Source organism: Marinomonas hwangdonensis (assembly GCF_003721245.1).
Classification (GTDB): Bacteria; Pseudomonadota; Gammaproteobacteria; order Pseudomonadales; family Marinomonadaceae; genus Marinomonas; species Marinomonas hwangdonensis.
This window is the reverse complement of record NZ_RIZG01000001.1, coordinates 250667-266896: the sequence shown is the minus strand read 5'-3', so window position 1 is coordinate 266896 and position 16230 is coordinate 250667. Positions and strand designations below refer to the sequence as shown.

15 protein-coding genes are annotated in these 16230 nt (G+C 44.6%); 7 read left to right on the top strand and 8 right to left on the bottom strand.

The annotated features are described in order from the left end of the window. The gene (locus EBI00_RS01180) at window positions 1-1092 is read left to right on the top strand and encodes a tRNA nucleotidyltransferase/poly(A) polymerase-related protein (RefSeq protein ID WP_241556915.1); all 1092 of its coding nucleotides are present in this window, start codon (window positions 1-3) and stop codon (window positions 1090-1092) included. A gap of 24 nt (window positions 1093-1116) precedes the next feature. On the opposite strand, the gene folB is transcribed toward EBI00_RS01180, so the two are convergent. Continuing rightward, on the bottom strand, window positions 1117-1482 hold the full coding sequence (gene folB / locus EBI00_RS01175; protein WP_123094101.1) for a dihydroneopterin aldolase: 366 nt from the start codon (window positions 1480-1482) through the stop codon (window positions 1117-1119). 1 nt (window position 1483) lies between these two features. Beyond that, window positions 1484-2521, bottom strand: a complete 1038-nt coding sequence (tsaD, locus tag EBI00_RS01170) for a tRNA (adenosine(37)-N6)-threonylcarbamoyltransferase complex transferase subunit TsaD (RefSeq protein ID WP_123094100.1) — start codon at window positions 2519-2521, stop codon at window positions 1484-1486. A 435-nt stretch (window positions 2522-2956) separates the two neighbouring features. Here tsaD and rpsU point away from each other — a divergent pair, with 435 nt between their 5' ends. The 5 genes from rpsU to EBI00_RS01145 all read left to right on the top strand — a co-directional run bounded on the left by rpsU (window position 2957) and on the right by EBI00_RS01145 (window position 9513). After that, the gene (gene rpsU / locus EBI00_RS01165) at window positions 2957-3172 is read left to right on the top strand and encodes a 30S ribosomal protein S21 (RefSeq protein ID WP_009835737.1); all 216 of its coding nucleotides are present in this window, start codon (window positions 2957-2959) and stop codon (window positions 3170-3172) included. A gap of 185 nt (window positions 3173-3357) precedes the next feature. Then, window positions 3358-3804 (top strand): GatB/YqeY domain-containing protein, encoded by a 447-nt coding sequence (locus EBI00_RS01160; RefSeq protein ID WP_123094099.1) that lies wholly within the window; start codon window positions 3358-3360, stop codon window positions 3802-3804. A gap of 4 nt (window positions 3805-3808) precedes the next feature. Next, window positions 3809-5800, top strand: a complete 1992-nt coding sequence (gene dnaG, locus EBI00_RS01155; protein WP_123094098.1) for a DNA primase — start codon at window positions 3809-3811, stop codon at window positions 5798-5800. Between the two features lie 115 nt (window positions 5801-5915). After that, window positions 5916-7754 (top strand): RNA polymerase sigma factor RpoD, encoded by a 1839-nt coding sequence (gene rpoD, locus EBI00_RS01150; RefSeq protein ID WP_123094097.1) that lies wholly within the window; start codon window positions 5916-5918, stop codon window positions 7752-7754. Between the two features lie 352 nt (window positions 7755-8106). Next, a complete protein-coding gene (locus EBI00_RS01145; protein ID WP_123094096.1) occupies window positions 8107-9513 on the top strand; it encodes a PhoH family protein in 1407 nt (468 codons plus the stop codon). A gap of 96 nt (window positions 9514-9609) precedes the next feature. Here EBI00_RS01145 and EBI00_RS01140 read toward each other — a convergent pair whose 3' ends face one another. From EBI00_RS01140 to EBI00_RS01125, 4 genes are all read right to left on the bottom strand, one after another. Further along, window positions 9610-10236 (bottom strand): bifunctional 4-hydroxy-2-oxoglutarate aldolase/2-dehydro-3-deoxy-phosphogluconate aldolase, encoded by a 627-nt coding sequence (locus tag EBI00_RS01140; RefSeq protein ID WP_123094095.1) that lies wholly within the window; start codon window positions 10234-10236, stop codon window positions 9610-9612. Window positions 10237-10271: 35 nt separating this feature from the next. After that, the gene (gene zwf / locus EBI00_RS01135) at window positions 10272-11747 is read right to left on the bottom strand and encodes a glucose-6-phosphate dehydrogenase (RefSeq protein ID WP_123094094.1); all 1476 of its coding nucleotides are present in this window, start codon (window positions 11745-11747) and stop codon (window positions 10272-10274) included. A gap of 19 nt (window positions 11748-11766) precedes the next feature. Then, window positions 11767-12741, bottom strand: coding sequence for a glucokinase (gene glk, locus EBI00_RS01130; protein WP_123094093.1), 975 nt, complete (start codon window positions 12739-12741; stop codon window positions 11767-11769). Between the two features lie 103 nt (window positions 12742-12844). Continuing rightward, a complete protein-coding gene (locus EBI00_RS01125; protein WP_123094092.1) occupies window positions 12845-13909 on the bottom strand; it encodes a GGDEF domain-containing protein in 1065 nt (354 codons plus the stop codon). Between the two features lie 285 nt (window positions 13910-14194). On the opposite strand from EBI00_RS01125, the gene EBI00_RS01120 reads away from it, so the two are divergent. Beyond that, the gene (locus EBI00_RS01120; RefSeq protein ID WP_123094091.1) at window positions 14195-14518 is read left to right on the top strand and encodes a hypothetical protein; all 324 of its coding nucleotides are present in this window, start codon (window positions 14195-14197) and stop codon (window positions 14516-14518) included. Here the strand turns inward: EBI00_RS01120 and EBI00_RS01115 are convergent. Both EBI00_RS01115 and EBI00_RS01110 read right to left on the bottom strand, forming a co-directional pair. After that, window positions 14515-15540, bottom strand: a complete 1026-nt coding sequence (locus EBI00_RS01115) for a DUF3080 family protein (protein WP_241556914.1) — start codon at window positions 15538-15540, stop codon at window positions 14515-14517. The two genes, EBI00_RS01120 and EBI00_RS01115, sit on opposite strands and share 4 nt — an antisense overlap. An 89-nt stretch (window positions 15541-15629) precedes the next feature. Then, window positions 15630-16220 carry an LPP20 family lipoprotein gene (locus EBI00_RS01110; protein WP_123094089.1) on the bottom strand — a complete coding sequence of 197 codons (591 nt, stop codon included), beginning with the start codon at window positions 16218-16220 and terminating at the stop codon, window positions 15630-15632. Window positions 16221-16230 lie beyond the last annotated feature (10 nt).

Here is a 16230-nt window from a genome sequence, read left to right as displayed (position 1 = left end):
GTGTCGTATCAAGTTTATCTGGTTGGTGGAGCCGTAAGAGACACTTTGCTTGGCTTACCCGTCGTTGATCGTGATTGGGTGGTGACTGGCGCCACGCCGGATCAGCTTGAACAGCAGGGCTATCAACAAGTAGGCAAACAGTTCCCCGTTTTTCTGCATCCTAAAAGCAAAGAAGAGTACGCCCTTGCCCGCAAAGAAAAAAAACAAGGAGAGGGTTATACAGGATTTATCTGTGACTTTTCTCCCGACATTCGCTTAGAGGAAGATCTTGAACGACGCGACCTCACCATCAACGCCATCGCACAACACAAAGACGGCTCTTTAATCGACCCGTTTAATGGCCAACACGATGTGCACAATCGTCTATTGCGTCACGTCTCTAATGCCTTTGTAGAAGACCCATTACGAGTATTGCGAGTCGCCCGTTTTGCTTCGCGCTTTGCTCCTTTTGGATTTCATATTGCTCCCGAAACATTAGCGCTAATGCAAACCATCAGCGCATCTGGTGAGTTATCAGCATTAAGTGCAGAACGGGTATGGAAAGAATTAGAAAAGGCACTTAACACACCCAATGCTCATATTTTCTTTTCAGTTTTAAAAGACGCAAATGCACTAGAGACACTGTTTCCAGAGTGGGTATGGGAAGAAGGTCAGGGGCTGTTTGAAGCTCTAGATCAGACTCAGCTGATACCCGCTCAACGCTGGGCCATTTTGTGCAGAAACACCCCCCTTGCTCAGCTCACCCAGTTACATGATCGCATTCGTTGCCCAAATCAATTCAGAATACTGACCGAGCAAACCCGCGGCTTCTTAGAAAACCAACGCATTCCAATGAACGCTACGTCTTGGGAGAACTGGTTAATTTCGGTCAATGCCATCAAAAAACCTCAACCTTTTAAACTCTTGATTGAGGTTCTTAGTCACCTGACAAACAGCAACATTGAAGACTGGCAGTTACTCCGCGACACCATTGCCAACATCAACGCCGCAGGTTTAATGAAACAAGGCTTTAGTGGCGCCGAGCTCGGCCAAGCACTCAAACAAAGCCGAGCAGATGCGCTTGATAAAACACTTTCACCACTGATTTACTGAGCATGATTTAATGCTCAGTAAAGATTAATAAGTCACCGTCGATTTTCTATAAATCTTTACCCCAACGGACTGAGCCGCCGAAACAGCACCTGGCTTACGCAAAGTTAACGTGACCGCATTCAACTTAAATGCGGCTATTAATTCGCTCACCAAATGCTCTGCTAAGGTTTCGATCAATTCAAATTGACGCTCAGCACAAAACGCCAAAATGTAATTAGAGATGGCTTCATAGTCCAAGGTTTTAGCAAGGTCATCTGACTCTGCCGGAATGCGATTGTCATGCTCCATTTCTAAATCGAACACCAAATCTTGTCGAATTTTCTTTTCCCAATCGTAAACGCCGATAACCGCTTGGGTTTTAAGACCTTCAATAAACACCAAATCGTTCATATTAAGATTCCTTCAACGGTGGCAATTCAGACAACGGCCAACGGGCACGAATCGACAAAGCAAGCTCAGAAGACTGGCCATTTACTAAGCGTTGAGCACCCGCATAGGCAATCATGGCGCCGTTGTCGGTGCAAAACTCGGGACGCGCATAAAACACACTGGCATTAATTTTCTTCAGCTGACTTTCAAGCTGTTCGCGCAAGCGCTGATTCGCACTCACACCACCAGCAATAATCAGCTGTTTTAGACCTTCCATTTCTAACGCTCGGCGACACTTTATCACTAAGGTATCCACCACCGCTGTTTCAAACGCCAATGCGGCATCCGCTTTAAATTGCTCATCACAACGCGCTTCGTCTAACGCTTCATGTACCGCAGTCAAAAAAGCCGTTTTCAAACCACTAAAGCTAAAATCCAGTCCCGGACGATCTGTCATAGGGCGAGGAAATTTCAGCCCAGATTCCGGGTTACCCTGCTTCGCCAATGCGGCAATATGAGGGCCGCCAGGATAAGGCAAGCCAATCATTTTAGCGGCCTTGTCAAACGCCTCCCCAGCGGCATCGTCTAAGGACTGTCCCAAAAGACGATATTCACCAATCCCGTCTACTCGAACCAGCTGTGTGTGGCCACCAGAAACCAATAAAGCAATAAAAGGCATCTCCGGTTGGGACTCTTCTAACATTGGCGCTAGAAGATGGCCTTCCATATGATGTACGCCTAATGCGGGAATTCCCAAAGCATAAGCCAGAGAACGACCAATCGTGGCACCAGCCATTAATGCACCGACCAAACCAGGGCCGCTTGTATAAGCAATCGCATCCAATTCGGACTTTTTCATGCCCGCTTCTTGCAACACTTCATCAATAAGCGGCAAGGTTTTACGAACATGATCACGAGAAGCCAACTCTGGCACTACACCGCCGTATTCAGCATGCTGCGCAATTTGAGAATAAATTTTATGCGCTAAAAGACCATTTTCAGTATCGTAAATCGCGATACCCGTCTCATCACAAGAGGTTTCTAATCCCAATACTTTCATCAGAATAATCTCATCAATAATTTGAGCGCATTGTACCCTATCTATCTCGGCCGTTGCAGAGGAAAGAACCACTTCCTTAAAAGACGAACCAAATGAAATTAGACACTGCGAGACAAAAGCATTATAATGCGCGCGTTTTAAATGTTTAAATTAAAAGGCAGGTGATTTTTCTAGTTTGGCACATAGCTTCTGATGTAAGCGTTTATCATGTCAGTTAAATGGCGATCCAAACACCCTCTTAAAGAATGAATACAGTTACAGACGCGATAATAGTCTGTTCAGGGTTGGGCTTTATTTAGCCTAGAAAAATCGATCCGTACTGGATCACACTCTGTTCAACAAAAGCGCGCTTTGAAAGCCCATTAAATACGGGTATTATTCACGCCGTTTTTGTGAATACTTAAACTTTAGAAAAATATTATTAAAGGTAATAACATGCCAGCAGTAAAAGTAAAAGATAACGAACCATTTGACATCGCTCTACGTCGCTTCAAACGCTCTTGTGAAAAAGCCGGCGTTTTGGCTGAAGTTCGTCGTCGTGAATGCTACGAAAAACCCACTACTCTTCGCAAACGTGCTGCAGCAGCTGCTGTTAAACGTCACGCTAAGAAAGTGTCTCGTGAGCAAAAGAAATTCCAACGTTTGTACTAGGCCAATCTGCCGTTTGGCAATTTGCTAAAAAACAAATGTTTGCCTAGACGTTTCTAACATTTAGGCTTATAAAAAACGGCTAGTTAACCAACTAGCCGTTTTTTTTGCTTCCAAAGAGACCTCTGCGCAGCATTACGGGCAACTGTCTCAATGAATCAAAGCTCTATGAATTAAAAGAGGATCCCATGTCAGAATTAAAAAAGTTCATTTCAGAAACCCTAAAAACCGCTATGCGTGCTAAAGAAAAACAGCGTGTTACCGTCATTCGCACCATTCTATCTGAATGCAAAAAAATCGAAGTCGACGAACGAATTGAACTAGACGACGCTCGTGTACTCGCCGTTTTAGATAAAATGAACAAACAACGCAAAGACTCCAACCAACAATTCATCGATGGCGGCCGTGAAGATCTAGCTGTAATCGAACAAGAAGAAATGACAATTATTAGTGAGTTTTTACCAACCCCATTGACTGATGATGAAGTCGGTGAGATTGTCAAAGCAGCAATCACAGAAACTGGCGCTAGCTCTATGCAGCAAATGGGCGCCGTTATGGCAATTGTAAAACCTCAAGTACAAGGCCGTGCTGATATGGCACAAATCAGCAAACAAGTTAAAGCGCAACTAGGCTAATATAATGGCGGGACGCATTCCTGATCAGTTTATTGATGAGCTTTTGGCTCGAACCGACATAACCGATGTGGTTGCGTCTCGTATTAGCTTAAAAAAAACTGGGCAAAATTACAGCGCCCTCTGCCCTTTCCACAATGAAAAAAGCCCGTCTTTTAGCTTAAATCCAAACAAGCAATTTTATTACTGTTTTGGCTGTGGAGCCGGCGGCAATGCCATTTCCTTTGTCATGGAACACGATCATCTAGACTTTGTCGACGCGATTGAGGCACTTGCCAAAGACGCTGGCATGGAAGTCCCCAGAGAACAAGGCGCACCAGACAGATACGAACAAAATGCTGAATTACTCAAACGCCTATCCGAGAGCTCGCAGTTTTATCAGCAGCAATTAACTCAGCATCCTGACAAGAAAAAAGCCACAGACTATTTATCCAAAGACCGTGGATTATCCGGTCAAATCGCCAAGGTATTTGGATTAGGCTATGCCCCGCCGGGGTGGGACAATCTTCTCAAAAAAGTGGGAACCCGCGCAGAAAGCCAGGAGCAGCTTTTATTAGGCGGCATGCTGATTGAAAAAAAAGATCAGCCAGGCCATTACTATGATCGTTTTCGTGATCGGATTATTTTTCCTATACGTGACTCACGAGGTCGAGTCATTGCCTTTGGCGGACGAGCATTTGGCGACGAAAAACCCAAGTACTTAAACTCTCCAGAAACACCTGTCTTTCAAAAAAGCCAAGAACTCTACGGTTTATTTGAAGCAAAACAAAATACCCCAATACTCGATCAAATAATCGTGGTCGAAGGCTATATGGATGTCATCGTGCTGGCACAACACGGTATCACGAACGCCGTTGCGACATTAGGCACATCCGTTAACAGCCAACACATTCGTAAACTTTTTAAGTTAGTCAGCAAAGTCGTACTTTGTTTTGACGGCGATAAAGCAGGACGCTCGGCAGCCATTCGGGGTCTAGAAGCCTCTCTCCCCGTTATGCAAGACGAGAAACAAGTGCGTTTCCTCTTTTTACCCGAAGGTGAAGACCCTGACTCTTTGGTCCGCAAAGAAGGTAAAGACGCTTTCAATCTTCGTCTTGACGATGCCTCATCGTTGTCTCACGTACTATTTGAACACGCACGAAACCTAGTCACTTTAGGGGATGAAGAAGGCGAAGCGCAGTTTGCCCGCAACGCCATGGGCATGATTCAACAAATTCCTAAAGAATTAACCTTTCGCTCAGTTTTAATTCGACAACTAAGCGAGCAATCTGGCATCGACAGTGAAACCTTAGGCAATACGGCGACACCCAAGGTCAAATACACGACGCCAAACAGTCCAGTTCAAGGTCACTCTGCAAGCGATCCAAACTCGTATCTCGGCCATGATGATGACAGCTATTCCCATTTAGCGAATCAAGCCGATTACGATTATTACCCCGATCAAGGACACCCTAACGAACACGGGTATGACGCTCCCCCCTATTACGATTCCAATAAGAAAAGTGCTTTTAAGAAAGGGGGCAAATTTACCAAATACCAAAAAAATGATGTGGTTTTTTCTCCTGCCCCTTCAAGCCTCAGTCGTGTTAAACAGGCATCACTGTGCCTATTATTACACCCGCATATTGCGCAGAACATTTCACTCCCTGATCCTTTGTTACACCAAGCCGATGATGAGCTACAAACCTTCTGTAGAATATGGCGTTTTTTTTACAAATATCCGGAAAAAAACGCAGGGCATCTGTTAGGAGAATTAACAGATCCATCCACTCTTTCGTCTATCTACGCATTGTTAAACCACAATGACGCGGCTACTAAGCAAAAAATCACCAACGCACTACAAGAAGTGCTAGATATGACCACTGCCCTAGAGAAAAACTTAGGCTTAAATAGCAGTATCGCACGGTTGAAAAGCCGAGGGAACGAGTCCATAAAGGATAATGACAGTAAGCAAGAGTTGCGGAATTTGATGAATTTAATCCGACAAAAAAAGTCATAATGATTGCTTAATTTTTGTCCATCAAACGAATGATTCTGTGGATAAAACTGATTGATTTTGTTATAATCCGCGGCTTGCTAAACTCCCAAATGAATTTCTAACGATAGGTTGTCGAATGCCAGACACTCAACAGTCACGTCTCAAAGAGCTGATCGCTAAGGGTAAAGAACAGGGTTATTTAACGTATTCTGAAGTTAATGACCACCTTCCTGATGACCTTTCAGACCCGGAGCAAGTAGAAGAAATCATCGCCATGATCAATGACATGGGGATTTCCGTTTCCGAAACTGCACCAGATAAAGATAACCTTCTTATGGAAGAAGGCGACGCTACCGACGAAGCGGCCGCCGAAGAAGCCGCTGCCGCACTTGCTGCGGTAGAAGGTGATATTACCAGAACAACAGACCCAGTCCGTATGTATATGCGTGAAATGGGAACGGTTGAGCTTCTTACTCGCGCAGGCGAAATCGCCATTGCAAAGCGCATCGAAGAAGGCACCCGTGAAGTCATGGCAGCGGTTTCTTACTTTCCTGGCGCAGTCGATGTGTTACTCGATGCGTACACTAAAGTACAGGAAGAAGAAGGTCGCCTTAGTGACATTTTCAGTGGTTTTATCGATGGCGATGGTGAAGAGCCAATTTTTGAAGAAAGTGCCCCTGAAGAAGTGGTAGTCACCGATGACGATGCTGTCGATAGCGACGACGATGATGACTCTGACACTGCCGAAGAAGAAACTGACAACGGTCCAGATCCAGAAGAAACAGCTCTTCGTTTTAATGACATTACTCGTATCTATAACGAGCTAAAAATTCTTTTAGAAACGAAAGACAGACAAGATCCTGACGTCAGAAGCAAACAAGAAGAATTAAGCATCAGCTTTGCTCCTATTAAGCTAGTGCCAAAAATGTTTGACGATCTCATTGATCGCGTTAGATCGCGCATGGAAAAAGTTCGCGATCAAGAACGACTGATCATGCAAGTGTGCGTTCGTAAAGCGGGCATGCCAAGAACTGAATTTCTTAAACGCTTCCCCGGCAATGAAACCAATGCTGATTGGTTGAAAGAACAAATTGCCTCTGGTGCCGACTACGCAGCAGCGCTGGAAGAAAACGAATCTGAGTTTATGCGCAGCCAGCGTAAACTTCGTGCCGTGACTAAAGACACAGGCCTGACAATTGCTGAACTGAAAGAGATTAACCGTCGCATTTCGATTGGTGAAACTCGAGCTCGTCGTGCCAAAAAAGAAATGGTCGAAGCCAACCTTCGTTTGGTTATCTCTATTGCCAAGAAGTACACCAATCGTGGCCTTCAATTTTTGGATCTTATCCAAGAAGGCAATATTGGCCTAATGAAAGCGGTAGACAAATTTGAGTATCGTCGTGGTTATAAGTTTTCCACTTACGCTACTTGGTGGATTCGTCAGGCGATAACACGATCTATTGCAGACCAGGCTCGTACTATCCGTATTCCTGTGCACATGATTGAAACGATTAATAAATTGAATCGTATCTCTCGCCAAATGCTACAAGAAATGGGTCGTGAAGCGACCCCTGAAGAACTTGCAGCGCGTATGGATATGCCTGAAGATAAGATTCGCAAAGTGTTGAAGATAGCCAAGGAGCCTATCTCGATGGAAACACCCATCGGGGATGATGAAGATTCCCATTTAGGTGACTTTATCGAAGACGATGGCGCTGAATCCCCTATCGACATAGCCACTATTGAAGGTCTACGTGAATCAACCACCATGGTACTTGCAGGCTTGACCGCCCGTGAAGCCAAGGTGCTACGTATGCGTTTCGGTATTGACATGAATACGGATCACACACTGGAAGAAGTGGGTAAACAATTTGATGTAACACGGGAGCGTATTCGCCAAATCGAAGCGAAAGCCCTACGCAAATTGCGCCACCCAAGTCGCTCTGAGCATTTAAGAAGCTTCCTAGACGACTAAAATACGCTCATGCGCTATTTTAAAAACCGCAGCCCTTTAAGGTTGCGGTTTCTTTATGCCTCACATATTTTTACTCCCCCTTATTTAACGTTACTTTTCTGTTTCTAAAAAAGTACGCAACAGCCACAAATCTGTCATACACTCTAAGTAGAGTGTATAAATCGGCAGTGAGGTTTAACTTGCATACTATTAACTCAACAATACTTTTCCACACTCTAACGGCACAAAGTTCGATTACTGCTTCCTGTTTTTGCACTACAAACAGTATTTTTATCCGTCTTAATCAAGGTTTTTTACGTACATATACAGGTTCCATTAAATAGCGTCACGTTTACCAGAGGAGTAATACTCTATGGAAAAAATCTACGTACTTGACACTAATGTACTATTACACGACCCATTAGCCATTTTTGCTTTCGCTGAACACAAAGTGGTTATCCCAATGACGGTACTGGAGGAACTTGATGTCATCAAAGATAGACGAGAGAAAGACGTCAGTCGTGAGGCGCGTGTTGCTATTAACACCATTGATAAAATAGTGGGTGATGCCTCACCTCGTGAATTACAAGAAGGCGTCCCTATTCGAGTGATCAACAGTGGAGTGGACAAAGATCAAAATAAGCGTAGCGAAGGCGCCCTGGCCATCTTTCCTGATCAGCAAATCACACTGACGGACAATATCCCTTTCTTAAATGGCAATCACGATCACGCCAATGATAATCGCATCATCAATGTCGGATTGAGTCTGCAAGCAACGCACCCAAGGTCTGTTGTGTGCTTGGTAACTAAAGACATCAATATGCGCATCAAGGCCAAAGGATCTGGACTAGAGCGTGTAGAAGATTACCGAAAAGATAAGGTTCTCGATGACGTAGACTTAATGAGTAAAGGCTATGTGCAGTTTGATGGCAGCTTTTGGTCGACCATCGACAGTGTTAAAACAGAAGCTCATGGCCGCCATACAGTACATGTCATCAGCAAACTCCACTTAAACAATATATATCTGAACATGTTTGTGGTTGACGACGAGGACTTTATTGGCTTTGTTGTTAACATTGATGAAGAGCACATATTCCTACTCGATATCAACAAACAGCACCTGATGCATCAGAATTTCTGGGGAATTGTGCCTCGTAACCTTGAGCAGGCCATGGCGTTTTACTTATTACGACATGAAAACTCTGACCTCATGGTCATGACAGGCCCGGCGGGGTCAGGAAAAACCTTGCTCGCCCTAGCGTATGGACTGCAAGTCACTATGGAAGAAAAACGCTTTAACAAGATCATAGTCGCCCGTTCAACCCCACCTATGGCGGAAGATATCGGTTTCTTACCAGGCACTGAGGAAGAAAAAATGGCACCGTGGCTGGCGGCTTTTGACGATAACCTAGAAATTCTTCACGGGGCAGATGAGCATTCTTTTAGCAGTATTGATTACGTTAAACAAAAAGCCAATATACAGTTTAAGTCCCTAAACTTTATGCGTGGCCGCTCATTTAATAACGCCCTTATTATCATTGATGAAGCGCAAGGGCTCACGCAGTTTCAGTTAAAATCTATTGTAACTCGTGTGGGCAGCAACTCAAAAATCATTGTCTTGGGCAATTTAGCCCAAATTGACAATAAATACATCACGCCTCTGACTTCTGGCCTGACGTACCTGGTTGAAAAATCAAAATCGTTTAAATACGCGAGTATCATGCATGTCAACGGCATAGAACGAAGCCGACTCGCTGAATTTGCCGAGGAAAACCTATAACACGGATTTAGCACGGATGTGTCACTAACGTAGCGCCACGGCACAAAAAAAAGGAAGTACTTGCGTACTTCCCTTTTTTTAGCATTCCATCACTGGTTAACGGGCAACCGATTTTGCCAGTTCCGTAATCTCAGCCCACTTCTCGTCGCGCACTAAGTCCGCTGGCACAATCCAAGACCCCCCAACACAAAGCACGTTGGGTAAAGCTAAGTATTCTCGGAAATTATCCGCACCAATACCACCTGTTGGGCAGAATTTAATCTGAGGCAATGGACCCGCAAACGCTTTCAACGCTTTCACTCCACCATTTATTTCCGCTGGGAAAAACTTAAAGCGATCATAGCCGTGCTCTATTCCCAACAAGATGTCTGAAATAGTCGCTACCGCAGGCAAATACGGTACATCGTATTCTTTCCCTACCGTCAGAAGATCTGGAGTCATTCCTGGGCTGATAATAAATTGAGAGCCGGCCTCTATCGCTTGAATATATTGCGCGCGCGAGCACACAGTACCAGCACCAACAATGGCCTCAGGTACTTCTTTACGAAGCGCGGTAATCGCCGCCAATGCAGCAGGAGTACGTAAAGTAACTTCTAAAACAGGCACACCACCTGCGACCAACGCTTTACCTAAGGCGACCGCTTGCTCCACATTATCCACAACAATCACGGGGACAACCGGAGTCGCTGTCATGACTTGTTCAGCAGTATAAGAAATCGTCATTCTATTTTCCTTTTGTTAGAGCGTTTTATTAACGCTTAGTAGTCATGCCAGTTACGGCCATCTTTAATCGGCAACGCCATGGATGCCGCTGGCCCCCAAGACCCTGACGCATATTCTTTAGGGCGTTCACTGGTTTGACTCCAAGCAGACATAATACCGTCAACCCACTTCCAAGCGGCCTCAACCTCGTCGTAGCGCATAAACAAGGTAGCGTCATTGCGCATTACATCCAGCAGCAAGCGCTCATAGGCCTCAGGACTGCGTCTGTTATTGAACGCCTCTGTCAGACTTAAGTTCAAGTCAACTGGTTGGAGGTTCATTCCCTCACTGGCTCCGGGCACCTTGTTCATCACGGTCAAGGAAATTTTTTCTTCCGGTTGAAGACGAATAATCAACTGGTTTCTTTGTAACTGGCGATTACTCTCGTCACTGAAAATACTATGGGGTACGGCTTTATATTGAATAACGATTTCAGAGTAACGCTGACCTAATCGCTTGCCAGTTCGCAAGTAAAACGGCACACCAGCCCAACGCCAGTTATCAATATCAGCACGTAAAGCAACAAAGGTTTCGGTTCTAGAATCTGGATTACTGTCTTCATCATCAAAGTACCCCATCACCTCTTTGCCATTAATCATGCCTTTTGCATATTGGCCACGAACGGTTTTAGTATAAGCATTCGCCCCTGTAATTGGGCGCAACGCTTTGAGAACCTTGATTTTCTCATCGCGTACGGAGTCTGCATCCATTCGCCCTGGCGGCTCCATGGCAACCAAACATAGCAGCTGAATCAGGTGGTTTTGCACCATGTCACGCATGGCGCCGGCTTTATCGTAATACCCCCATCGCCCTTCTACGCCAACCGTCTCCGACACTGTGATTTGCACATTGTCTATGTGAGCACTGTCCCATAAAGGTTCAAAAAGCGTATTACCAAAGCGAATCGCCAATAGATTTTGAACAGTTTCTTTACCAAGATAATGGTCAATACGAAACGCTTGCTGTTCAGTAAAGTTTTTCATAACCTCGTCATTAATCGCACGAGAAGACATCAAATCTCGACCCAATGGTTTTTCTAAAACAACCCGCATACGAGGGGCATTCAAACCGTGAACAGCCAATGATGAACAGATAGAACCGAACAAATCAGGAGACGTGGCCAGATAGAAAACAACATCTCTGTCTTCACCACCAATATTATGGTCATTTAGACGTGAAAAATCAGACTCTTGTTGAGCGTCCACCGTGACATAGCTCAATCTCTCTTTAAAACGAGGCCATGTTTTTTCATCTCCAACACTCGAAGGGACAAACTCATCGAGCGCCTCACGGACTTTATCTTGATACTCTTTATTTGACATATCACGACGAGACGCGCCAACCACTCGGGTTGTCGGAGCAAGCAAGCCATCCATATCTAGGTGATACAAAGCTGGCAATAACTTACGCATTGCTAAATCACCGACACCGCCAAAAATAACAACATCACAGGCTTTTAAACTGACCTTCATAAATTCTTTCTCCAACTGTTTAGGCTTTAGACACAAGATAGGACGCATAACATGCACACCCCATCAGCCCTGGGTATTCAGACGTAACAACAAAAGTCGGAATTGGCGATACAAAATCTTTCATACGACCTTTATCTTGCATCGCAGTACGGAATTGACTCTGATGGATTTCATTAAGATAACGAGGAACAATACCACCCGCAATATACACACCGCCACGCGATTCAACCGACAACACCAAATCGCCAATAACACGACCTAAAAACACAAAAAATTGTTCCAAAGTAGCGTCTGCAATAGGGTCATCGCCACGTTTGAGTGCGTCACCAATCTCAGGGGCGGTAAGACGCTTTTGAATACCCTGACTATGCGCTATCGCTTCATAGATGTTTTCTAAACCCATGCCTGACAAGACACGCTCTGCCGAAACACGTTTGTGACGTGAACGCAAAAAGCTCAATATAGAATCTTCCGCTTCATTACAGGCAGAAAGATCGACATGACCACCCTCGCCTGGCAACACCAAGTTTGGGCCATTGTCTTGAGGTACAACACAGGAAATACCCAAGCCTGTACCCGCCCCTACTACCCAAGACGGTGCTTTAGGGTCCACTGCAACACTGTCACCCACAGGAACAAGATCGCCTTTAGGCAACACCTCTAAACTATAACCCACCGCATCAAAGTCGTTTAGCAGCGCTACTGGCTTGCTCTCACCAAAATACGTCTGAATTTCATCTCGTGTAAAATGCCACGGATTATTAGAAAAACGGATAACGTCTTGGTTAACAGGGCCGGCAATCGCAAGCACGACAGCATCGATACTTTCTAGATCAATACTGCAATTTTCTACATAATCGGCAGCAGCATCAAAGAAACTGTCGTAGTTTTTACAAGGAAGAACCCTAACTTCGAAGGGCTCAAAATGATGAGTGCGAACCAAAGCAAAACGCGCGTTGGTTCCGCCAAGATCAGCAATTAAAGCGTGGGACATAAACGAACCCTAATCAAATTTTTATGAAATTTTACAACAAATTCAGGCTAAAAAACACAGCAACATGAAAAAAACGCAGGCTAGATGTAATTTAGTTACAAAACTATCTTAACCTGTTTAAAAACTTAAACACCTTAGTCGGAACGGATCGTTTACGATTATTTTTATAATCGTACAAGCGCTCATCTGCTAACTTAAGCAGATTTTTATAATTACTGGGGGCATCAGACATCACACTCGCACCACCATAGCTGACGGTGATAGGCACAAGGTTGGATTTATATCTTAATGGGTTAGACTGAAGATACTCTTGAATAGATTCGGCTAACACAATGGCCTGCTGGTAACTTTTTCCTGGCATCACAAAAACAAATTCGTCACCCGCAAAACGGAACGCCAACCCTTGACGATGAATGTATTTAAGCAGTCGTTTAGCAATGTACTCCAACACTTCATCACCACAATTGTGGCCCAATGTGTCGTTGATAGACTTAAACGCATCGCAGTCCACAAAAACAACGGTGAGATCTCGATCCTGCTGTTTTGACCGCGCAAATTCTCGGTCCAACATGAGCTCAAGTTGTCGGCGGTTTAATAATCCAGTGAGCGGATCACGCGTCGCTAAATATTCCAGTTTTTCTCTCGCGGTTACATTGCTCAAGCAAATTGAAATTTTAATCGCTAACTGATCCAGTAAAAAGGTGTCTTTTGTGGTCGCATCGTATCGAGTACTGTCCGAATCTGCCTGACAAAATAAGCCAACCAGTTCACCATCAATGGTTAATGGCGAGATGGCAACAGAAGAAACAACGTCACGATAGACGCTTGGTATAATTTCTCTGCAGTAGCTTAAGTTAGTATTGACTAACACTGTTCTCGTACTAGATTTGATAATGTCGATCATGGCTCGACGCCTTGTGAAAAGCACACGATCGCGCAAGTCAGGCATACGCTCTAAACTTTCAACCAGGTGTGACAGGGGCGCCTCGTTAATAAGGTTGACCCACACATAAGGGACGCTAAACTGCTTTTGCACTTCCTTTGTCAGCGTAGAAACAAACTGATCACAACGACCAATCGAAAGAATACACCGTTCAATTTCAAAGAACTTACGAGCAATCTCTTCATTTTGTCTTACATTATGAATCAGTTCATCGATGTCATGCATTCACTCTGCCCTACCACTTTATAACCAAGCGGAATACTTTTGGTAAAAAGCACATATAATTGATTTTCAATACATTATAGTACGATGCTTGAACACTTAGAGCCATACCATGCAGAAATTTTGATCGCACAAATACACACCTTATTTAATCCTAGACCAAATACTGAAATAAAAGCTATAAGCGTCATTCGCTCACTGACAAGTCGTGGTTAAATAGATGATCTCTATTAAGAAATGCTTCTTCATGCCGATACATTGAAAGTAAACCAATCAACAGGCGCTCAGATGAACATAAGAGACATTGTAGAAACGCAAGTTACTCAAGGCAGTAGAGCCGGGCAACCCGTATCGGGCAATGCTCACTTTGCCTTGTTAATGAGTCTGTTTCATCAGCCTGGCCCTTCTATTATAGATACACCAGATGAACTGAGTCATCACCAGCCACATGCCATCACTCGACCGATGCACTTCTCTCATGGGATCAGTGGCAATCCCGTGGCGAATATCGCTTTATTGAAGGCACTGAGTCACGAGCCGCTGGCTGAAGGTACCGCATACCGCTATGACGCCGTTGACAGCCTTGAACAACAAATAAACACTCGCATCTAAGAGGAGCTGATCGCTACCGAGCACTCTGAAAACAAATTGCTCCAGCTTTTAGCGTGCCATTGAGACGCTTGTTGATACTCCGCCCACACACTATCAGAAGTAGTTAAAGAAAATTGTGCCAAAAAAGCGGACATAGTGTCACTGTGAGGAGCCGTCAAATTGATCAGTTTATTTAAAAGAGGTAAGACCTGATAGGCGCCGCCTTGGATGCGTCCCATATAGGGTTGAATCGTTTCGACATAATTGACTTCGAATTGCTGTTTTAAATAGGTAAGAGGTGCACCACAAACACCCTCGAGGGAACCAACTTGGCTAGCAACGGCGTTTAAATTTGCTGTAATCTGCACCAAAGAATACAACAACCTGCCAGAAAACTCGCTGGCCATCAGTATTTTTAAATCCTCTTCAAATTTCCCTCCATCCACTGTTGGCAATCTTGGTAAGGCTTCACCAATCGCCACTAAACGACTTAACGCATCCAGCAAATCCTGCTGTTGAGCCGTTGAATAATCTAATGGCAAATACCCATTAGACAGGCTAAAAAACGCATCACTCTCAGCGCCATTAAATATCGCATTTGAGAACGCTTTGGGTAACTCGAGTTGTTTTGTTTTAGCAACGAGCTTCAGTTCATCAGACAAATCATCACTCTTAATGTCACACGATTCAATCGCACGAATGATGTCTAATTCATACAAAAATCGCTGACTATCAGGCATGACTTTGCCTAAAATGCTGTTTTTCCTACCCGCAACAGCGCCGACATCACACTGTTGCAAAGATAAAAAATCCAGTAAACCAATGTCAAACTGCGTCAGAGTCTGCTGTCGATCACGTAACGACGGCAAACCCATTGGCATTACAGGGGCAGGGGCAGAAAGTGAAAAAAACTGAGATCGACTCAAATCCGTCACGTATTTGGTTAAAGTGACTTCTGCTTTAAAACGTGAATCACAACCAGTGATCCCTAGCAGCACCATACAAGACAAAAGGAACATTGAGAGATAAAGCTTTATTCGCATTGCATCGCTACCTTTCAGAAAAACGCTACCATATAGTTTCAACACGCGTCGTGATGGCAAGTATTTATGCCACACGATACGTAGCCACTTTACTGTATACGTCGTTTGGCGATCTCTGAGGCCAATTCATCAAAACTTTTTTCGGATTCTAATTTCTGAAATAATGCGGCTTCATTTCGCATAGAAGTTCGCAAAATACTTTCCGCAACACCCTCCGCTTCTGCCGGATCTAAGCCCACTAGCACAACCAAACCACCAGACGGTGTTGGCATCTGACGAACTACTTTAGAGCCAATTAATTTTTGCTCTGTTACCTGTTTTGTCACGACACTGTTAACACGATCGACTGTTTCAGCGTCGCCTGCGCCCGTGGTTTCAACATATTGCTTCACCATATTCTGCAAATCCACACTAAGCACTTGCGCCAACTCGACGCGCGCCGCCGTTGCCGCCATTTGCTTCATGTAATTAGGTCCTGCCGCTGACTTTTCACTGTAACCTACTGCCGATAGAGCCACTCCTTCGACCGGAGCACCACAGACCCAATCTGGAGCGGCTTGATTAGAACCATCCGCAAACACGCAGTCGGGAATTGCCGCAACAGGGGTATTTACAACGTCTTTACTACATGCTGCTAACACTAAGCCAGCGACCAACACACTCGCAACTTTGATTATCATATTCTTTTCC

Bases quoted from the DNA above. Each gene is read 5' to 3' on its own strand.
- folB (WP_123094101.1), bottom strand. From the start codon at position 1,482: ATGAACGATTTGGTGTTTATTGAAGGTCTTAAAACCCAAGCGGTTATC.
- tsaD (WP_123094100.1), bottom strand. From the start codon at position 2,521: ATGAAAGTATTGGGATTAGAAACCTCTTGTGATGAGACGGGTATCGCG.
- EBI00_RS01115 (WP_241556914.1), bottom strand. From the start codon at position 15,540: ATGCGAATAAAGCTTTATCTCTCAATGTTCCTTTTGTCTTGTATGGTG.
- EBI00_RS01160 (WP_123094099.1), top strand. From the start codon at position 3,358: ATGTCAGAATTAAAAAAGTTCATTTCAGAAACCCTAAAAACCGCTATG.
- EBI00_RS01140 (WP_123094095.1), bottom strand. From the start codon at position 10,236: ATGACGATTTCTTATACTGCTGAACAAGTCATGACAGCGACTCCGGTT.
- dnaG (WP_123094098.1), top strand. From the start codon at position 3,809: ATGGCGGGACGCATTCCTGATCAGTTTATTGATGAGCTTTTGGCTCGA.
- zwf (WP_123094094.1), bottom strand. From the start codon at position 11,747: ATGAAGGTCAGTTTAAAAGCCTGTGATGTTGTTATTTTTGGCGGTGTC.
- rpsU (WP_009835737.1), top strand. From the start codon at position 2,957: ATGCCAGCAGTAAAAGTAAAAGATAACGAACCATTTGACATCGCTCTA.
- EBI00_RS01125 (WP_123094092.1), bottom strand. From the start codon at position 13,909: ATGCATGACATCGATGAACTGATTCATAATGTAAGACAAAATGAAGAG.
- rpoD (WP_123094097.1), top strand. From the start codon at position 5,916: ATGCCAGACACTCAACAGTCACGTCTCAAAGAGCTGATCGCTAAGGGT.
- EBI00_RS01120 (WP_123094091.1), top strand. From the start codon at position 14,195: ATGAACATAAGAGACATTGTAGAAACGCAAGTTACTCAAGGCAGTAGA.
- EBI00_RS01110 (WP_123094089.1), bottom strand. From the start codon at position 16,220: ATGATAATCAAAGTTGCGAGTGTGTTGGTCGCTGGCTTAGTGTTAGCA.
- glk (WP_123094093.1), bottom strand. From the start codon at position 12,741: ATGTCCCACGCTTTAATTGCTGATCTTGGCGGAACCAACGCGCGTTTT.
- EBI00_RS01145 (WP_123094096.1), top strand. From the start codon at position 8,107: ATGGAAAAAATCTACGTACTTGACACTAATGTACTATTACACGACCCA.